This is a genomic window from Phyllobacterium sp. LjRoot231, from assembly GCF_964253365.1.
Taxonomy (GTDB): Bacteria; Pseudomonadota; Alphaproteobacteria; order Rhizobiales; family Rhizobiaceae; genus Phyllobacterium.
The window spans coordinates 4,145,872-4,160,908 of the sequence record NZ_CAXUQT020000001.1; the positions used below are offsets into that span (position 1 = coordinate 4,145,872).

General features: G+C 57.0%; 14 protein-coding genes. 6 read left to right on the forward strand and 8 right to left on the reverse strand.

What is annotated here, in order from left to right; translation table 11 throughout:
• Window positions 1-474: 474 nt before the first annotated feature.
• The 3 genes from ACSQ3H_RS20695 to ACSQ3H_RS20705 form a co-directional block, all read right to left on the reverse strand.
• Window positions 475-1,047 (reverse strand): DUF6101 family protein, encoded by a 573-nt coding sequence (locus ACSQ3H_RS20695; RefSeq protein ID WP_436118774.1) that lies wholly within the window; start codon window positions 1,045-1,047, stop codon window positions 475-477.
• A 220-nt stretch (window positions 1,048-1,267) separates the two neighbouring features.
• Window positions 1,268-2,683, reverse strand: a complete 1,416-nt coding sequence (locus tag ACSQ3H_RS20700) for an FAD-binding oxidoreductase (protein ID WP_436118775.1) — start codon at window positions 2,681-2,683, stop codon at window positions 1,268-1,270.
• Entirely contained in the window at window positions 2,680-3,672 is a 993-nt protein-coding gene (locus ACSQ3H_RS20705) for an L-threonylcarbamoyladenylate synthase (protein ID WP_436118776.1), read from the reverse strand. The genes ACSQ3H_RS20700 and ACSQ3H_RS20705 overlap by 4 nt, the downstream gene beginning before the upstream one ends.
• A gap of 170 nt (window positions 3,673-3,842) precedes the next feature.
• Here ACSQ3H_RS20705 and ACSQ3H_RS20710 point away from each other — a divergent pair, with 170 nt between their 5' ends.
• Window positions 3,843-4,223, forward strand: a complete 381-nt coding sequence (locus ACSQ3H_RS20710; protein WP_436118777.1) for a hypothetical protein — start codon at window positions 3,843-3,845, stop codon at window positions 4,221-4,223.
• 31 nt (window positions 4,224-4,254) lie between these two features.
• Here ACSQ3H_RS20710 and ACSQ3H_RS20715 read toward each other — a convergent pair whose 3' ends face one another.
• From ACSQ3H_RS20715 to ACSQ3H_RS20735, 5 genes are all read right to left on the reverse strand, one after another.
• A complete protein-coding gene (locus ACSQ3H_RS20715) occupies window positions 4,255-6,666 on the reverse strand; it encodes a glycine--tRNA ligase subunit beta (protein WP_436118778.1) in 2,412 nt (803 codons plus the stop codon).
• A complete protein-coding gene (locus ACSQ3H_RS20720; protein WP_436118779.1) occupies window positions 6,659-7,213 on the reverse strand; it encodes an endonuclease domain-containing protein in 555 nt (184 codons plus the stop codon). The genes ACSQ3H_RS20715 and ACSQ3H_RS20720 overlap by 8 nt, the downstream gene beginning before the upstream one ends.
• Entirely contained in the window at window positions 7,213-8,136 is a 924-nt protein-coding gene (locus tag ACSQ3H_RS20725) for a glycine--tRNA ligase subunit alpha (protein ID WP_436119521.1), read from the reverse strand. The genes ACSQ3H_RS20720 and ACSQ3H_RS20725 overlap by 1 nt, the downstream gene beginning before the upstream one ends.
• A gap of 517 nt (window positions 8,137-8,653) precedes the next feature.
• Entirely contained in the window at window positions 8,654-10,456 is a 1,803-nt protein-coding gene (locus ACSQ3H_RS20730; protein ID WP_436118780.1) for a tetratricopeptide repeat protein, read from the reverse strand.
• Between the two features lie 134 nt (window positions 10,457-10,590).
• Window positions 10,591-11,607 (reverse strand): polyprenyl synthetase family protein, encoded by a 1,017-nt coding sequence (locus tag ACSQ3H_RS20735; RefSeq protein WP_436118781.1) that lies wholly within the window; start codon window positions 11,605-11,607, stop codon window positions 10,591-10,593.
• Between the two features lie 180 nt (window positions 11,608-11,787).
• On the opposite strand from ACSQ3H_RS20735, the gene ACSQ3H_RS20740 reads away from it, so the two are divergent.
• The 5 genes from ACSQ3H_RS20740 to ACSQ3H_RS20760 all read left to right on the forward strand — a co-directional run bounded on the left by ACSQ3H_RS20740 (window position 11,788) and on the right by ACSQ3H_RS20760 (window position 15,035).
• Window positions 11,788-12,009, forward strand: coding sequence for a DUF2007 domain-containing protein (locus ACSQ3H_RS20740; protein WP_436118782.1), 222 nt, complete (start codon window positions 11,788-11,790; stop codon window positions 12,007-12,009).
• A gap of 149 nt (window positions 12,010-12,158) precedes the next feature.
• Window positions 12,159-12,950, forward strand: coding sequence for a tRNA1(Val) (adenine(37)-N6)-methyltransferase (locus ACSQ3H_RS20745; RefSeq protein ID WP_436118783.1), 792 nt, complete (start codon window positions 12,159-12,161; stop codon window positions 12,948-12,950).
• 37 nt (window positions 12,951-12,987) lie between these two features.
• Window positions 12,988-13,881 (forward strand): S49 family peptidase, encoded by an 894-nt coding sequence (locus tag ACSQ3H_RS20750; protein WP_436119522.1) that lies wholly within the window; start codon window positions 12,988-12,990, stop codon window positions 13,879-13,881.
• Window positions 13,882-13,965: 84 nt separating this feature from the next.
• On the forward strand, window positions 13,966-14,151 hold the full coding sequence (locus tag ACSQ3H_RS20755; protein WP_436118784.1) for a hypothetical protein: 186 nt from the start codon (window positions 13,966-13,968) through the stop codon (window positions 14,149-14,151).
• 5 nt (window positions 14,152-14,156) lie between these two features.
• Window positions 14,157-15,035: a 4-(cytidine 5'-diphospho)-2-C-methyl-D-erythritol kinase gene (locus ACSQ3H_RS20760; RefSeq protein ID WP_436118785.1), complete on the forward strand. Its 879-nt coding sequence runs from the start codon at window positions 14,157-14,159 to the stop codon at window positions 15,033-15,035.
• Window positions 15,036-15,037 lie beyond the last annotated feature (2 nt).

A 15,037-nucleotide genomic window follows, 5' to 3' on the forward strand; every position in this document is an offset into this window, starting at 1 on the left:
GTGCAGTGTCCGCACGATTGGCGTTTGGCGTCAACAATCGGAGGCAATATCTGCCTGTATGCACAGATTGACCTCCGAAGACGAACAGGTCGGCCAGTGCTTGGGTCCGTTGCCCGCCCACTGACACGCCGTCCTTCCCCACTTTCGAACGGCTCCGGAAGCAGCTCCCCGTGGAAAGGACGCCGTTAGAATAACCGAGGCTTGATGAGCGTGGATAAGTAGCCACGATTATTTTTCGAAATACCTGAGATTTAAGAAGAAAAACCCCTCCCAGCTGCTGCGCAGCCTCCCTCCCCACAAGGGGGAGGGTAACAGCGCTTTATCCAGCAACGCCTCCTGTTTGGCGTGTGCAGCGATGACAGGCGCGACAGTCCGCCCCTCCCCCTTGTGGGGAGGGAGGCTGCGCAGCAGCAGGGAGGGGTTCTTTTGGATTTGCACCCAAAACTTATCCCCACTTTGGCGCTTTTCTGTCGGCTATTTCCCACCCTGGGCAATGATCTCCTCGCCGCCAATCACCAGGCGCAGGCCGAGATCACCCATCTTGCGACGGGCAAGGAAGCGCGGACGGCGGCGGCGCGGCTCGCGGCCTTGACGGCGCTCTTTTGGCGCCGCAACGGCAACAGGTCCAATACTCTGATCAAGTTGCCGCGCGACACCGTCTTCCTCGACCAGCATCATCGGCAGTTTGAACAGCGCCGACCAGGCGCGCCAATCGGCAGCAATGTCATTGAGGTCGTGGGCGACCAACAGCGGCACCGAGAGATGCGGATCCGTGTGCATAAGTTCCAGAGTTACCGTGATATCTCCAAGCTCGTCCTCGGCGGCGCGCGCTGTCACGCCGAGAAAGGCACAGGCAGGCAAGGCGAGCGAGACAGGCAGATGACTTGCCGGCAGCAATCGCTTCACCACAGCACCCCGTTCGTGCAGTGTGAAAGTGATATCGTTACGGTCGTCGCGCGTGGCGTAGGTGACCGTCTGTGGCAGATGGAATGGGTCAAGCCGGAATTCCCGACCTGCCCAAACCGGCTTGGCTCCGGTTTTCTTCATGTGACGCCTTCTGTCGATCCTGAGAGCCGGTTTTCCGGTCTTCTCTGTATTTCCCTGTAGTGCGGACCATTTTCCGGTCTCGTTAGGGCAACAATAGGCGCCAACTTTCCCAAGTCCGCTTAACGAACGGGGTTAACTCTTTCTGATTAGGTGGAATGGTTATCGAAACCCAACCAACCCCAAGATTCCGGTAAGGGGAATGAACAAATGATTGATGGAATCAGATCACTTTTCCGGGGTTCATGATACCGGCGGGATCGAAGGATTTCTTGATCCGGCGCATGAGATCCAGCGCCACGGGGGATTTCGTTTCCGCAAGCTCCTTGCGCTTCAATTGGCCAATGCCATGCTCTGCCGAGATCGACCCGTTATAGGCGCGAACGATATCGTGGACCCGTTTGTTGACCTCGACCCAGCGATCGAGAAAGGCCTGTTTGTCAGCGCCTATCGGTTGGGAAATATTGTAGTGCAAATTGCCATCGCCCATGTGGCCGAAGGAAACGATGCGTGCGCCCGGGATGAGATCGAGTACGGCAGCGTCCGCCTCAGCAATGAATTCGGGAATGCGGGCCACCGGAATGGAAATGTCGTGCTTGATCGAGCCGCCTTCCGGCTTCTGCGCATCGGACATCGCCTCACGCATATGCCAGAACGATTTCTCCTGTGCCGTACTTTCTGCAATCGTCGCATCGTCGACAAGGCCCGCCTCAAAGGCTTCCGTCAGGATTGCTTCAATGGTTTCCCGCGCATCCTCGGCGGAGCGCGACGAGGAAATATCGATCAGCACATACCAGTTGTGCGGCTCCTGCAGCGGATCACGCACGCCATCGGTGTGGGCCACCGAAAACTCGACACCAATACGCGGCATCAATTCGAAGCCGGTCAACGATGATCCGGCATGGCTCTGCGCGAGGCTCAAAAGCTTCAATGCATCGTCCGGGCTGGCGAGACCGGCATAGGCGACGCCCTTGCCCTTCGGCAGCGGGAAGAGCTTCATGACCGCGGCAGTGATCACGCCGAGCGTGCCTTCCGCACCGACAAACAGGTCTTTCAGATCATAGCCGGTATTGTCTTTCTTGACGGTCCGAAGATCATTCAGGATTTCGCCGGTAGGCAGCACAACTTCAACGCCAAGACAGAGTTCGCGCGTATTGCCATAAGCAAGAACTGCTGTGCCGCCCGCATTGGACGAGAGATTCCCACCGATCTGGCAGGAGCCTTCCGAGCCGAGTGACAGAGGAAACAGCAGGCCAGCCTGTCCGGCCGCTTCCTGCAACTTCTGCAGCACAACGCCGGCCTCGACGATGGCTAGGTTGCCGGATGTATCGATGGAACGGATCCTGTTCAACCGGGACAGGGACAGAATGATCTGGTTGCCGCTTTCGTCGGGTACCTGCCCGCCAACCAAGCCCGTATTGCCACCTTGGGGAATAATGGCCGTGCCGGTTTCCGTTGCCAGTTTGAGAATGGCCGAAACCTCTTCGACCTGCGCCGGCCGCAGCACCAGCGACGTCTTACCATCGAATTTGTCGCGCGGCTCGACGAGATAAGGTTCGATGTCCTGCGGATCGCGCAGTGCGTACTTCTCACCAACAATCGCAGTAAAGCGTTCGATCAGATCTGGCGTCAGCGTCATTTTATCTGTTCCATTTCAGCGATTGAAGATACGCGAGGCGCGGCTGCGCGGACGAGCCGGTCATTGATGGCTTCGCCCAGTCCGTTGAAGGGAATAGGCTCAACAGCGATCACCGCACCCCCGAGACTATCGAGACGTTTCATGAAATCGAAGAGATTGGCGGCGGCTTCGCGCAAATTGCCGGTCTGGCTGAGGTTGAAACTTGCAAGGGCGCGTTCGGCGCCGCGGGCCCGCTCGGGGCCAAAAGCAAGCAGAGCCTCCCCTTCCCGCACCTCATGCACATTGAGCCGTACACCCGCCGATGGCGCATAGTGCGAGACCATCATGCCGGGGGCCTGAATAGCAGCGCGCTGGTCAATACGATTGAGTTTTCCGCCAATGACCGCTTCAATATCCTCTGCTGTGAGCCCACCCGGACGCAGCAGCAGAACCCCATCGCCGTCCACTTTGACAATGGTGGACTCCAGCCCAACCTCGGATGGACCAGCATCAAGAATCAGAGCGATTTTTTGGCCAAGATCATCGGCTACTGCTTCGGCGCTGGTTCCACTAATCTTGCCGGATGTGTTGGCGCTGGGTGCTGCCAGCGGCCGGTCCAGAACGGCGATGATCTTTCCGGCAACGCCGCGCGGCATACGCAGGGCTATCGTATCAAGACCTGCCGCCACCAGGGGATGAATGGCGGTGTCTGGTTTCAAGGGCAATACCAATGTGAGCGGGCCGGGCCAGAACGCATCCATCAATCGCCGCGACAGGGGATCGATCACCGCATATCGTGCCGCCATGGCAATATCGGATACATGGCATATCAGCGGGTTGAAATGCGGCCTGCCCTTTGCCTCGAAGATACCGGCAACCGCATCGCCATTGGTGGCGTCAGCGGCAAGCCCGTAAACGGTCTCGGTCGGAATAGCGACGAGCTTGCCTTCGGCAAGCGCAGAGGCTGCCGTCAGGATTGCTTGCTCGTCTGGTGCAAGGATTAGTGCCAAAGCTATCTCCGATCGCGTGCATTGCCTACACGATGGAGAACACTTGCTGCAAGTATGTGCTGATGAACAGGCCGAATGAGGTCATGATTAAAATTGAATCCATCCCGAACAAGGCTTGGCAATAAATCGCTGTTAACAGTCGGCCAAGAAAAGAACGGGGACCGGTTGTCATGCTTCGCCAGATCATTGCCGCAACGACCATTGTGCTATTTACAGTATCGGCTCAAGCGGGCAGTTCCATCGAAGAGGTCGGAACATCGGCAAAGCCGAATTCCGTCTCCTATGTCGGCTATGACAGCTTCGATGCGAACGGCAATCCGATCTGCACTCCTTGCCTTGCCCAAAAGGCCAAAGAGGCAGCACGGCTCAAGGCCTATGCGGAACGGCGCGAGCGCTCGCGTCAATATATGGCGCGGCTGCAGGGCAACGGCACACAATCCGATTCAATGATGGCGGCCAATGCATCACCACTCGTGCAACCCGGCCAACCGGCACCTGAGAAAGTCATCGCCGACGTTGGCGAAACACCGCTCCGCGCCGGCGTGCAATAGACGGGCGCTAACAACAGCGCCTATCTTCTTGTTATCCCGCGATTTTCGAGAAATCGGCGACAGTGTTCGTCGCCGTGCGAATGCGTGAAAGCAACGCCAATCGGTTTGCGCGAATGTCCGGATTTTCGTCGTTAACCAGCACTTTCTCAAAAAATGAATCAACTGGTTCACGCAAAGCGCTAAGAGCGATCATGGCGCCGGAAAAGTCTTCGTTTTGAATCGCTTGCGCCGCCTGGCTCTCAGCTTGATTCACCGCGGCGTGTAGTTGTTTTTCCTCATCGAAGCTGAATAAAGCGGGGTCGACAGTGTCGGATACGACGGTACCCTTCTTCTCTTCGGCGCTCAAAATATTGGCGGCGCGCTTGGTGCCTGCCAAAAGATTCTTGCCGTCTTCCGTATTAAGGAAAACCACCAGCGCTTCCACGCGGCGCGCTATCAGCAACAGATTGTCGGCGTCTTCCGTCAGCACGGCATCGATCAGATCGTAGCGCGCACCGAGTTCGCGCAAATGCACTTTCAGGCGTTCGTGGAAGAAGCCAAGCAGATCGAGGAGAACCGGCTGCGCACGTTCGGCCACCTGACTGCGCATGCGCTTCTCGAAGCCAGAGACGGCGTTGATGACATCTTCCTCACCATCCACGTCGCCGGACTGCTGTGCAGCCTGTTTCTCTTCAAACTGTTCGATCCGCTGCTCTATCTTGTCTTCGCGCAATTGTGCAAAGGCCGACTGGAACAGAGGAAGGAGTTCTATTTTCCGATCGCTGGACAGGAGCAAGCGAATGACGCCAAGAGCCGCGCGGCGAAGCGCGAATGGATCTTTCGAGCCAGTTGGTTTTTCGTCGATGGCCCAGAAGCCGACCAGCGTATCGAGCTTGTCGGCAAGCGCGACAGTAACGGACACCGGATCACTCGGCACAAAGTCGGACGGACCCTGGGGCTTGTAATGTTCCTCAATGGCTGCGGCAACCGAAGGATGTTCTTTCTGCAACAGCGCATATTTGCGGCCCATGCCGCCCTGCAGTTCCGGAAACTCCCCGACGATTTCTGTCGTGAGATCGGCCTTGGTCAGAACCGAAGCACGTATGGCCAATGCAGGATCGGCACCTACGAGCGGCGCGATTTCGCGTGCGAGTGCCCTGATCCGCGTCACACGCTCGCCCTGCGTCCCGAGCTTGGCGTGGAAGGTGACATTCAGCGCATCGAGCCGGGCCATGCGCTGGTCCAGCGGCTTCTTCAGATCGAGGTCGAACTTGATCGCAGCTGGAGCCAGCGTGTGCATATCCGGCAGGTCGTGCTGGTCGGTGTTCCAGAAGTAGAGCGCATCCGAGAGGCGTGCGCGGACGACCTTGCCATTACCGTGAGCGATCTCGCGCCCGCCGTCAGTCGCCTCGATGTTGGAGACGAGAATGAACTTGTTGGACAGCGGATTCTCACCCCCACCCGCAGCTTCGCTGCGACCTCCCCCATCGGAGGGGGAGGTGGAGGCGCCATTGCCGTCTTCACCCTCCCCTCGATGGGGAGGGTCGGACCGAAGGGCCGGGGTGGGGTGCAAACCTATTTTGCGCGTGACGAAGCATTTCTGATTGGTCTTGATCGTGAGGCGAATGACCTCCGGCGGAATGGCGAGGAATTCTTCCTCGAATTCGCCCATCAGCACCACAGGCCACTCGACGAGGCCGGACACTTCTTCGAGAAGCGCTTCGTCTTCGACCAACTCAAGACCGGATGCGAAGGCGATATTCTGCGCATCCGACAGAATCATTTCCTTGCGGCGATCTGCATCGAGAACAACCTTGGCCTTTTCGAGTTTTGCCACATAGTCGTTGAAGCGGCGAACCGTGATCGGCTTGCCGTCGCTCAGGAAGCGATGGCCATAGGTGACATTGCCGGCACGCAGGCCATCGATCTCGAAGTCGACAACGACGGGCTCTTCCGTTTCGGGGCCAAAGGTGCAGACGACCGATTGCAGCGGGCGCACCCAGCGCAGGCTGCCCGGCTTCGACGAAGCGGCTCCCCAGCGCATGGATTTCGGCCAAGGAAACGCGGCGATGATCTTCGGCATGAGTTCAGCGATGATCTCTTCGGCGCCGCGACCGGGCTTGGTCAAATGGGCGACGTAAAAGTCGCCTTTCTTCGGATCGGTGTGGACGTGCGCTTCTGAAATATCGGAGAGACCCGCTGAACGCAGAAAGCCCAGTATCGCCTGCTCGGGCGCGTTGACGCTTGGACCCTTGCGATCCTCATGCACGTCCTTGGAACGGGCTGTAAGACCACGTATGTCCAGCGTCAGGCGGCGTGGTGTCCAATAGTCGCCTGCGGCCTCGTAGGTAAGCCCGGCCTCGACAAGGCCATCGGTCACGAGCTTCTTCAAGTCGCCGGCGGCCTTGCGCTGCATGCGAGCGGGAATCTCTTCCGAGCGAAGTTCGAGCAAAAGATCAGGCATGGTAACTCCTGCCCGCAAAAGGGGAATGGATTGCATAGGAATGAAATTTCTTGGGCAATGAACTTTCACCCCCACCCGCAGCTTCGCTGCGACCTCCCCCATCAAAGGGGGAGGTGGAAATGCCACTGCCGTCTTCACCCTCCCCTCGATGGGGAGGGTCGGACCGAAGGGCCGGGGCGGGGTGAAGCTTCACCTGTTCCTGAACAACTGCATAAATCATATTCAGAACACTATCGAGTTCAGTCCTTATTTCGTGCGTCCAAAACCGAAGTACACGGTAACCGTTTCTTGCCAGCCACGCAGTTCTCTTCACATCATGACGGCGTTGGGGCTCCAAACCGTGTTGAAATCCGTCAACTTCGATAACGAGTTTCAATCTGTGTGAAAGAAAATCCGCGCAATAAGGCCCAATTGGCACCTGTCTTCTGAAATGCGAGCCTTCCAACGGAATACGCCACAAGTGCTGCCAAAGTTTTCTTTCTTCGTCAGTCATTTCCGAACGCAACTTGCGGGCAGATGCCAACTTAAAGCTTGAAAAACGTTTCATCACAAAATGCCCGCGCCACCGGCTTCCGTCAGCAGGAAAGCCTCACCGCATTGCCGGGCAAGATTGCGGACCCGAAGGATGTAGCTCTGCCGCTCGGTCACGGAAATAACGCCGCGCGCATCGAGAAGATTGAAGGCGTGCGAGGCCTTGATGCACTGGTCGTAGGCAGGCAGTACCATCTTGTGCAGCGGGTTGTTATCGCCGTCTTTTGGTGCACCAGCGCGCAAAAGCGCCTCGCACTCGGCTTCAGCATCCTCGAAATGCCGCAGCAGAATGGCGGTGTTGGCGTGCTCGAAATTGTGCCGCGAATACTCCTGCTCAGCCTGCAGAAATACGTCTCCGTATGTGACCTTCTCATCGCCTTCGAGACCATTGAAGTTCAGGTCATAGACATTGTCGACGCCCTGCACATACATGGCGAGGCGTTCCAGACCGTAGGTCAATTCGCCGGAAACCGGGGCGCATTCGATACCGCAGACCTGCTGGAAATAGGTGAACTGCGAAACTTCCATACCGTCGCACCAGCATTCCCAGCCAAGACCCCAGGCACCAAGCGTCGGGCTCTCCCAGTCGTCCTCGACAAAGCGGATATCGTGCAGCAGCGGGTCGAGACCGATCGCCCGCAGAGAGCCGAGATAAAGCTCCTGCAGATTGGGCGGCGACGGCTTCATGATCACCTGGTACTGGTAATAATGCTGTAGCCGGTTCGGATTTTCGCCGTAGCGCCCGTCTTTGGGGCGGCGCGAAGGCTGAACGTAGGCTGCCTTCCATGGCTTCGGCCCGAGCGAGCGCAATGTGGTTGCCGGGTGGAACGTGCCGGCGCCGACTTCCATGTCATAGGGCTGCAGGATCACGCAGCCGTGCTGGGCCCAGTAATTATGAAGCGTCAGGATGAGGCCCTGGAACGAGCGGGTTGGCAGCATGTGATCAGGAAGTGGAGCGGTCACCGGACGGGGCCTTTTTGACGACAAGGAACGAAGTGCATATTTTGTTTGGAGCATGATCTGATCCGAAAAGTCATGCAACTTTTCGGGACCATGCTCTAGAGCAGTTTGTAGTCATATTGAACCAGTTCTGTTTCGCGGATGGCGAGACAATCCACGCGGAAGGTGGCGAGGTCGATGTTTATCCATCGGACGAAGCCGCCTGACAAAGTGGTTGTCCGCCAGCCGGAAACCCAGCCGTTGGTTTGCTTTGGCAAACCAACAAGCTGTTAAACCCGCTGGTCGAATTATCCGCATTTCGAGAGAAATGCGGTTCGACCAGTGGGCCGGGTGAATTCGGGCCAAATCCATCGGGCTCCAGCATCGTCCGATGGAAAGGCATCGGCCTCGCCAAATCCCTTGACCTTGCCCACGAATTCCCTCCGGCAGAACGATTCAATATGGCTGCAAACTGCTCTAAGACCTGCACTCCAGCCGGTCAAGTAGAACCAAGCGATCAGCTCTTCTTGTCGGGAGCCGGTGCCGGCGCTGGCGGGACAGGCGGCTTCTGTGCATCGGGGCCATTCTTGGCAACGCCCGGGTCCTTGTCATCCGGAAGGCCGTTCTTCAGCTTTTCCTCGATCTTGACCAGATCTTCCGGCTCGGGCTTGGAATCTCGCGCGTGCGCCCACTGGAATGTTGCCTCCAGCTTGCGGCCCGCCCGCCAATAGGCATCGCCCAGATGGTCGTTGATCGTCGCGTCTTCTGCGCGCAGTTTCACGGCCTGTTCGAGCTGCGTCACGGCGTCATCGTAACGACCAAGCCGGTAGTAGGCCCACCCAAGGGAATCAACGATGTAGCCGTCCTGGGGACGGGCTGCTACGGCTTTCTTGATCAGATCAAGACCCTGCTCAAGCTTGGTATTCATGTCGATCCAGGAATAACCAAGATAGTTCAGCACCTGAGGCTGATCCGGGTAAAGCTCGAGCGCTTTGAGGAAATTTGGCTCGGCCTTGTCCCATTCCTTCAAACGCTCATAAGAGATGCCGCGCTGATAGAAAATCGTCCAGTCATTGCGGGTCGGCTCCTTCAGGGCAGCGACAGCCTGGTCGTAGGTTTCCGCTGCCTTCTGATAATTCTTGTCCTGCGAGTAGATGCTGCCAATCGCGAGGTAGGTGCGCATATCGTCGGGTTCGCTCTTGAGCAGGCCATTGAGGTGCTGAATGGCTTCGTCATTGCGCTTCATGATCGCCAGATTGATCGCGAGCTGCATCTCGGCGTCACGGCTGTAGGCGGAATCAGCCGAAATCTTGCCGAAATAGTCGATAGCTTTTTCCGGCTGCTCCATCTTGGCGCTGATGTCGCCGAGTTGATACAGCGTTGCATCATGATCTGGCCTAAGCGGCAAGGACATCTGCAGGTAGAGCTTCGAGAAAGCTTCGCCGCCATTACGGTTGATGGCTGTCGCCACCGTATAAAGCACCTCAGCCGCACCCTGTTGCGGCGATTGTATCAATGGCTTTATCGTCTTCGCCTCTGCAATTTGCTTGCCGAATTCAGCGAGGACCAAGCGGCCCGAGAGCACCTCCGATGCTTCCTTGACCAAGGCTTGAGCACCTTCCTTGTCGCCTGAGCGCATCTTGAATGACGCATAGGCTTCGACGAGACGTTCATAGGTGTCGGGTGCTGCTGCAACATTGGCCTTGTCGTCTATCGCGCTCTGGTAGAACGCCGCAGCCTTGTCCTTCTGACCTGCCATGTCCGCGATCAGTGCAGAATTATAGGTCTTGAATAGCGTAAAGCCTTCCGGCCCCTGCAGCTTGTCGATCATCGACAGCGCTTCATTCGGCTTGCCCGCGCCGGCTTTGGCCCAGGCGGCAACGAGACCTGTGATCATGCGATCGAGATCCGACTGAAGCGACAGCATCATCAGCGTGTCGACTTTCTGGTATTGCTTCCTGTTGAGTGCGTCGATCCCCAGCGCCAGCCGTGAAAACCGTTCGATCTCCGGGACAGCCTTGAGTTCCTCCGCTATCGGCAGCGCTTGCTTGAACTGTCCATTGGTCAAAAGCACCAGCATCAGGCTCTGCCGCAGTTCGGTATTCTTGGGGTCGTAGGCCAGCGCTTGCCGGTAAAACGAGATGGCACTGTCGAAGTCATTGCTTCGTTCGGCCGTGCGCGCGGAAAGGAATGCACCGGACAGAGTGCCGGCATTCAATGTCGGTGTGTTGTTGGTCGCGGCCTGAGCGGACGCCGCCACCACCGTAAACGCAGCGAGCGTTGCGCCCATGACCGAGCCAAGCAATTTACTACGCTGCATAACAAAAACCCTCTTTATTTTCCCAAATTGAGATGATTGTCCGAGTCCTCAAGGAAACCATGGCCTTTTTACGGTTTTCGCTCAAGGTTGATCGAAAGTTCCGGACTTGGGCCTTCACGCGGCTTGAGAACCCATCAATTGACCCGGCTGATGCAGAAGTCGATGACTTCGAGAAGCGCATCCTTCTGCGGCGACTGATCGAGTGGAGCGAGTGCATCCCGGGCGATGCCGCCAAAATGCCGGGCGCGCTGTATTGTATCACTCAATGCACCATAACGCGTCATCAATCCTTTGGCTTTTTCCAGGCCCTTGTCATCATTTGCACCGTTTTCTAGCGCCTCTTTCCAGAAAAGCCGTTCTTCCGGTGTTCCGCGCCGATAGGTCAGCACGACCGGCAGGGTAATCTTGCCTTCGCGGAAATCATCGCCGGTATTTTTACCCAGATCCTTGGCATTGCCGCCGTAATCCAGGGCATCGTCCACAAGCTGGAAGGCGAGCCCGAGATTGAGCCCATAGGAGCGTAGCGCATGGCGATTCGTCCGCGACGCGGACGCGATGATCGGACCGACTTCGGCGGCCGCCGAAAAAAGCGCCGCCGTCTTGGCCTTGATCACGGCCAGATATTCGTCTTCGGTTGTTTCGAGGTTTTTTGCGGCCGCAAGCTGCATGACCTCGCCTTCGGCGATGACGGATGCTGAAGTCGCAAGCACGTCGAGCGCTTCAAGCGAGCCAACGTCGACCATCATCTTGAAAGCCTGGCCCAGCAGAAAATCCCCAACGAGAACGCTCGCCTGATTGCCCCAGATCATGCGCGCCGTGCGTTTTCCGCGGCGCAGATCGCTTTCGTCAACAACATCATCATGCAGCAATGTCGCCGTATGCATGAACTCGACGCTGGTCGCAAGTTTGACATGGCCATCGCCCTTGTAGCCGAACATGCGAGCTGCAGCGAGCGTGATCATCGGGCGCAAACGCTTGCCGCCGGAAGAGATCAGATGGTTTGCAACTTCCGGAATCATCTCGACGTCAGACCCGGCCTTCGACAGGATAAGTTCGTTGACGCGTGTCATGTCTGCATGAGTCAAATCGATCAGCGGCTGCACTGATCCTGTACTGTTTTTCTTATCGTCCAGACTAACAACGACGCCCAAAACGAAACTCCCTACAGTTCTGGCATGATGCGGCGACACCTTATTTTGACAGCCTGTAACCCGCAAGTGGCGAATTGGCGCGCAAAATTTGCGACCGGGTTACAAATTCGTGATAAGCCTTCACACACCTTCATACAATCAGGGCACAGCGCTTTGCGCTATCCCGCAACGGTAGCCAAAATGATTGAAATATTGCGTACCAATGACCCGGTTCTAATCTCTTTTGTCGAATCACTGTTGAAGGAAGCCAAAATCAATCATTTCATCGCGGACTCGAACATGAGCATTCTCGAGGGCTCACTTGGTATTCTTGGGCGCCGCATCATGGTCGATGGCGACCGCGAAAAAGAGGTGCGGCAACTGCTTGTAGACGCTGGCATCGAACAGGAGCTTCGCGACTGACCTAGAGCGAGATTCGATCATATTGAATCGTTCTGTTTCCGGCTGGCGGACACCCACTTTGTCAGGCGGCATCGGACGATGGAAAGGCATCGGCCTCGCCACCTTCCGCGTGGATTGTCTCGCCATCCGAGAAACAGAACTGGTTCAATATGATCGAATCTCGCTCTAAGCTTGCAGCCGACGCCTCACACACGAAGGATGCGTTTCATCGTGGCCGGTTCTATCTGTTGCAACCCGCTGCGAAAGGGCACCGTTCCGGTGTCGATGCGATGATCCTCGCCAGTGTGGTGCCGAATGATTTTGCCGGACGGGTCGCCGATCTTGGCGCCGGTGCCGGGGCTGCGGGGCTGGCCGTTCTGTCTCGCTGTACGGGCTCAACGGCGGCCTTGATTGAACGATCGGACTTCATGGCCGCATTTGCCCGGAATTCACTTGCATTAGCGGAAAACAGCGCATTTTCGGCTCGCGCCGAGGTCATACAGGCAGACGTGACGCTGACCGGCAAGGCGCGTGTTGCGGCAGGACTTGGTGATAACTGCTTTGATTTCGCCATCATGAACCCACCCTTCAACCAGCCTACCGACCGCTCCACACCCGATCCGGTCAAGGCGGAAGCGCATGTCATGACAAAGGGCATGATGGAGCAGTGGATCAGGACTGCTGCAGCCATCGTCAAGCCGGGCGGCTCGATCGGGATCATCGCCCGGCCGGCATCAATAACCGACTTGCTCGATGCCCTTGAGGGACGCTTTGGCGGATTGATCATCGTTCCCGTGCAGCCAAGACCGCAGGACGCCGCCATTCGTATTGTCATCAAGGGTATCAGGGGAAGCCGCGCGGGGCTGTCGTTATATCCTGCCGTTGTCTTGCATCATAAGACCGGAAATGAATTTACCGAGCGGGCAATTGCCATCAATAATGGGCTGAAGTCGCTTTTTTAGACTTTGGCACCATTGTGATTTCATGCACGTAGCCTACATGGTCCTGACGGCATACCCTCAAGAGGAGACACGCTTGGCCCGATTTATCCGGAAATTACTGCCCCGTCGCTGGCGTCCTGATTATCAGGAGATTCCGGTTGTTCGCCTGCACGGCATGATCATGACCGGTGGCGGTCCATTCCGGCAAAACCTGTCGCTCGCATCGACAGCCTCTGTTCTGGAGAAGGCATTCGCAGAAAAGGATGCACCGGCTGTTGCCATTTCCATCAATTCTCCAGGTGGTTCGCCTGTACAATCACGGCTGATTTATCGACGCATTCGCGATTTGGCGACTGAAAAGAACAAGAAGGTCTATATGTTCGTCGAGGACGTCGCCGCCTCAGGCGGCTACATGATCGCTGTCGCCGGCGATGAGATTATCGCTGACCCATCCTCCATCGTCGGTTCCATAGGCGTCGTTTCGGCAAGCTTTGGCTTTACCGACCTCATCAAGAAAATCGGCGTTGAGCGCCGGGTCCATACGGCGGGCAAGAACAAGGCTACGCTCGATCCGTTCCGTCCCGAGAACAAGGAAGATATCGAGCATTTGAAGGCGCTGCAGCTGGAAATCCACGAGACTTTCATCAATCTGGTCAAGGAGCGACGCGGCGAAAAGCTGAGCGACAATCCAGATCTGTTCACGGGCCTGTTCTGGACGGGAATGCGAGGCGTCGAACTCGGATTGGTCGATAGTCTCGGGGATATGCGCTCCTATCTTCTGTCGCAATACGGTCCGAAAACCAGGTTGAAACTCATCTCGCAGCCGCGCGGCCTGTTCGGGCGCAAATTACCGTCAGCCGAGACCAAAATTGAGGCACTCGGAGCCAATCTGGCCAGCGGCCTGATCGACGCCGCTGAAGAACGCGCGCTTTGGTCGCGATTTGGACTATGATCTGACCAATCTGGATTTTGGCAAGATGAGCGCTCCGTGCTATTGTCGGTGAGGAATGATATCGCTTTTTGAGGTTTATGCGCGATGCCACAGTTGATCTTTTTTGCCCTAGTCGGCTGTGCTGCCTATTACGGCTATCGTTCATTCAAGAAAGAAGCGCAGCGCGTTTCGAAGCGGGTTCGCGAGGCTGAAAAAGAAGTGCAGAACCGTGCACAGGGGACATTGGTACAGGATCCCGAGACCGGCGAATACCGTTTGCGCAAAGACTGATTCCCATGCTGGATAGTGTTGAGCGTACGATCAGCCTGATTGCCCCCGCCAAGATCAATCTGGCGCTGCACGTGACAGGGCGCAGGGATGATGGCTATCATCTTCTCGACAGTCTGGTCGTGTTCGCGCATTTTGGCGACAAGGTGAGCGTGAAACACGCGCTGGTCGATTCCTTCGAGATATCCGGCCCGTTCGGGAGCGACTTGCCGAGTGACGAAGGCAATCTTGTGCTCAAGGCAAGGGACGCTCTGCGCGCAAAATTTCCCCAGCAAGCCGCTCCAGTTGATATCCGCCTTGAAAAAAATCTTCCAATTGCTTCCGGCATAGGTGGCGGGTCGAGCGACGCGGCGGCGGCATTGCGCGCACTGACGGCGCTGTGGGGCATCGGAACGCAACAGTTGGCTGCAATCGGCCTGACCCTGGGCGCGGATGTCCCGATGTGCCTGCATGGCCAACCGTTGATTGCACGGGGCATCGGCGAAGACATCGAACGTATCGCCACCTTCCCGCATTTGCCGATGGTTCTCGTCAATAATGGCGTTTCAATCTCGACCCCGCAGGTCTTCGAGGCGCTGGCAAAACGCGACAACCAGCCCCTTCCCAACCTGCCGAAACTTTTTAGTCTGCATGATGTCTGCGTCTATCTCGCGCAGACGGACAACCATCTTTTTTCAGCGGCTGAAAAGCTGATCCCATCAATTGGCGACACGATGAATGCGTTGCGTGGCACGGCTCCCCGGCTGGTGCGCATGTCCGGTTCTGGCGGCACGTGTTTTGCAATTTACGGTAGCGACCGCGAGGCCGAAACTGCGGCAGCGGCTCTTAAGCAAAACAATCCGGACTGGTTCGTCGTCGCAACATACAGTGCCATGAAAGGAAGCTGATC

Coding starts and splice junctions, on each gene's coding strand:
- ACSQ3H_RS20760 (WP_436118785.1), top strand. CDS start 14,157: ATGCTGGATAGTGTTGAGCGTACGATCAGCCTGATTGCCCCCGCCAAG.
- ACSQ3H_RS20730 (WP_436118780.1), bottom strand. CDS start 10,456: ATGCAGCGTAGTAAATTGCTTGGCTCGGTCATGGGCGCAACGCTCGCT.
- ACSQ3H_RS20695 (WP_436118774.1), bottom strand. CDS start 1,047: ATGAAGAAAACCGGAGCCAAGCCGGTTTGGGCAGGTCGGGAATTCCGG.
- ACSQ3H_RS20715 (WP_436118778.1), bottom strand. CDS start 6,666: ATGCCTGATCTTTTGCTCGAACTTCGCTCGGAAGAGATTCCCGCTCGC.
- ACSQ3H_RS20720 (WP_436118779.1), bottom strand. CDS start 7,213: ATGAAACGTTTTTCAAGCTTTAAGTTGGCATCTGCCCGCAAGTTGCGT.
- ACSQ3H_RS20740 (WP_436118782.1), top strand. CDS start 11,788: ATGATTGAAATATTGCGTACCAATGACCCGGTTCTAATCTCTTTTGTC.
- ACSQ3H_RS20725 (WP_436119521.1), bottom strand. CDS start 8,136: ATGCTGCCAACCCGCTCGTTCCAGGGCCTCATCCTGACGCTTCATAAT.
- ACSQ3H_RS20755 (WP_436118784.1), top strand. CDS start 13,966: ATGCCACAGTTGATCTTTTTTGCCCTAGTCGGCTGTGCTGCCTATTAC.
- ACSQ3H_RS20750 (WP_436119522.1), top strand. CDS start 12,988: ATGGTCCTGACGGCATACCCTCAAGAGGAGACACGCTTGGCCCGATTT.
- ACSQ3H_RS20710 (WP_436118777.1), top strand. CDS start 3,843: ATGCTTCGCCAGATCATTGCCGCAACGACCATTGTGCTATTTACAGTA.
- ACSQ3H_RS20745 (WP_436118783.1), top strand. CDS start 12,159: ATGATCGAATCTCGCTCTAAGCTTGCAGCCGACGCCTCACACACGAAG.
- ACSQ3H_RS20700 (WP_436118775.1), bottom strand. CDS start 2,683: ATGACGCTGACGCCAGATCTGATCGAACGCTTTACTGCGATTGTTGGT.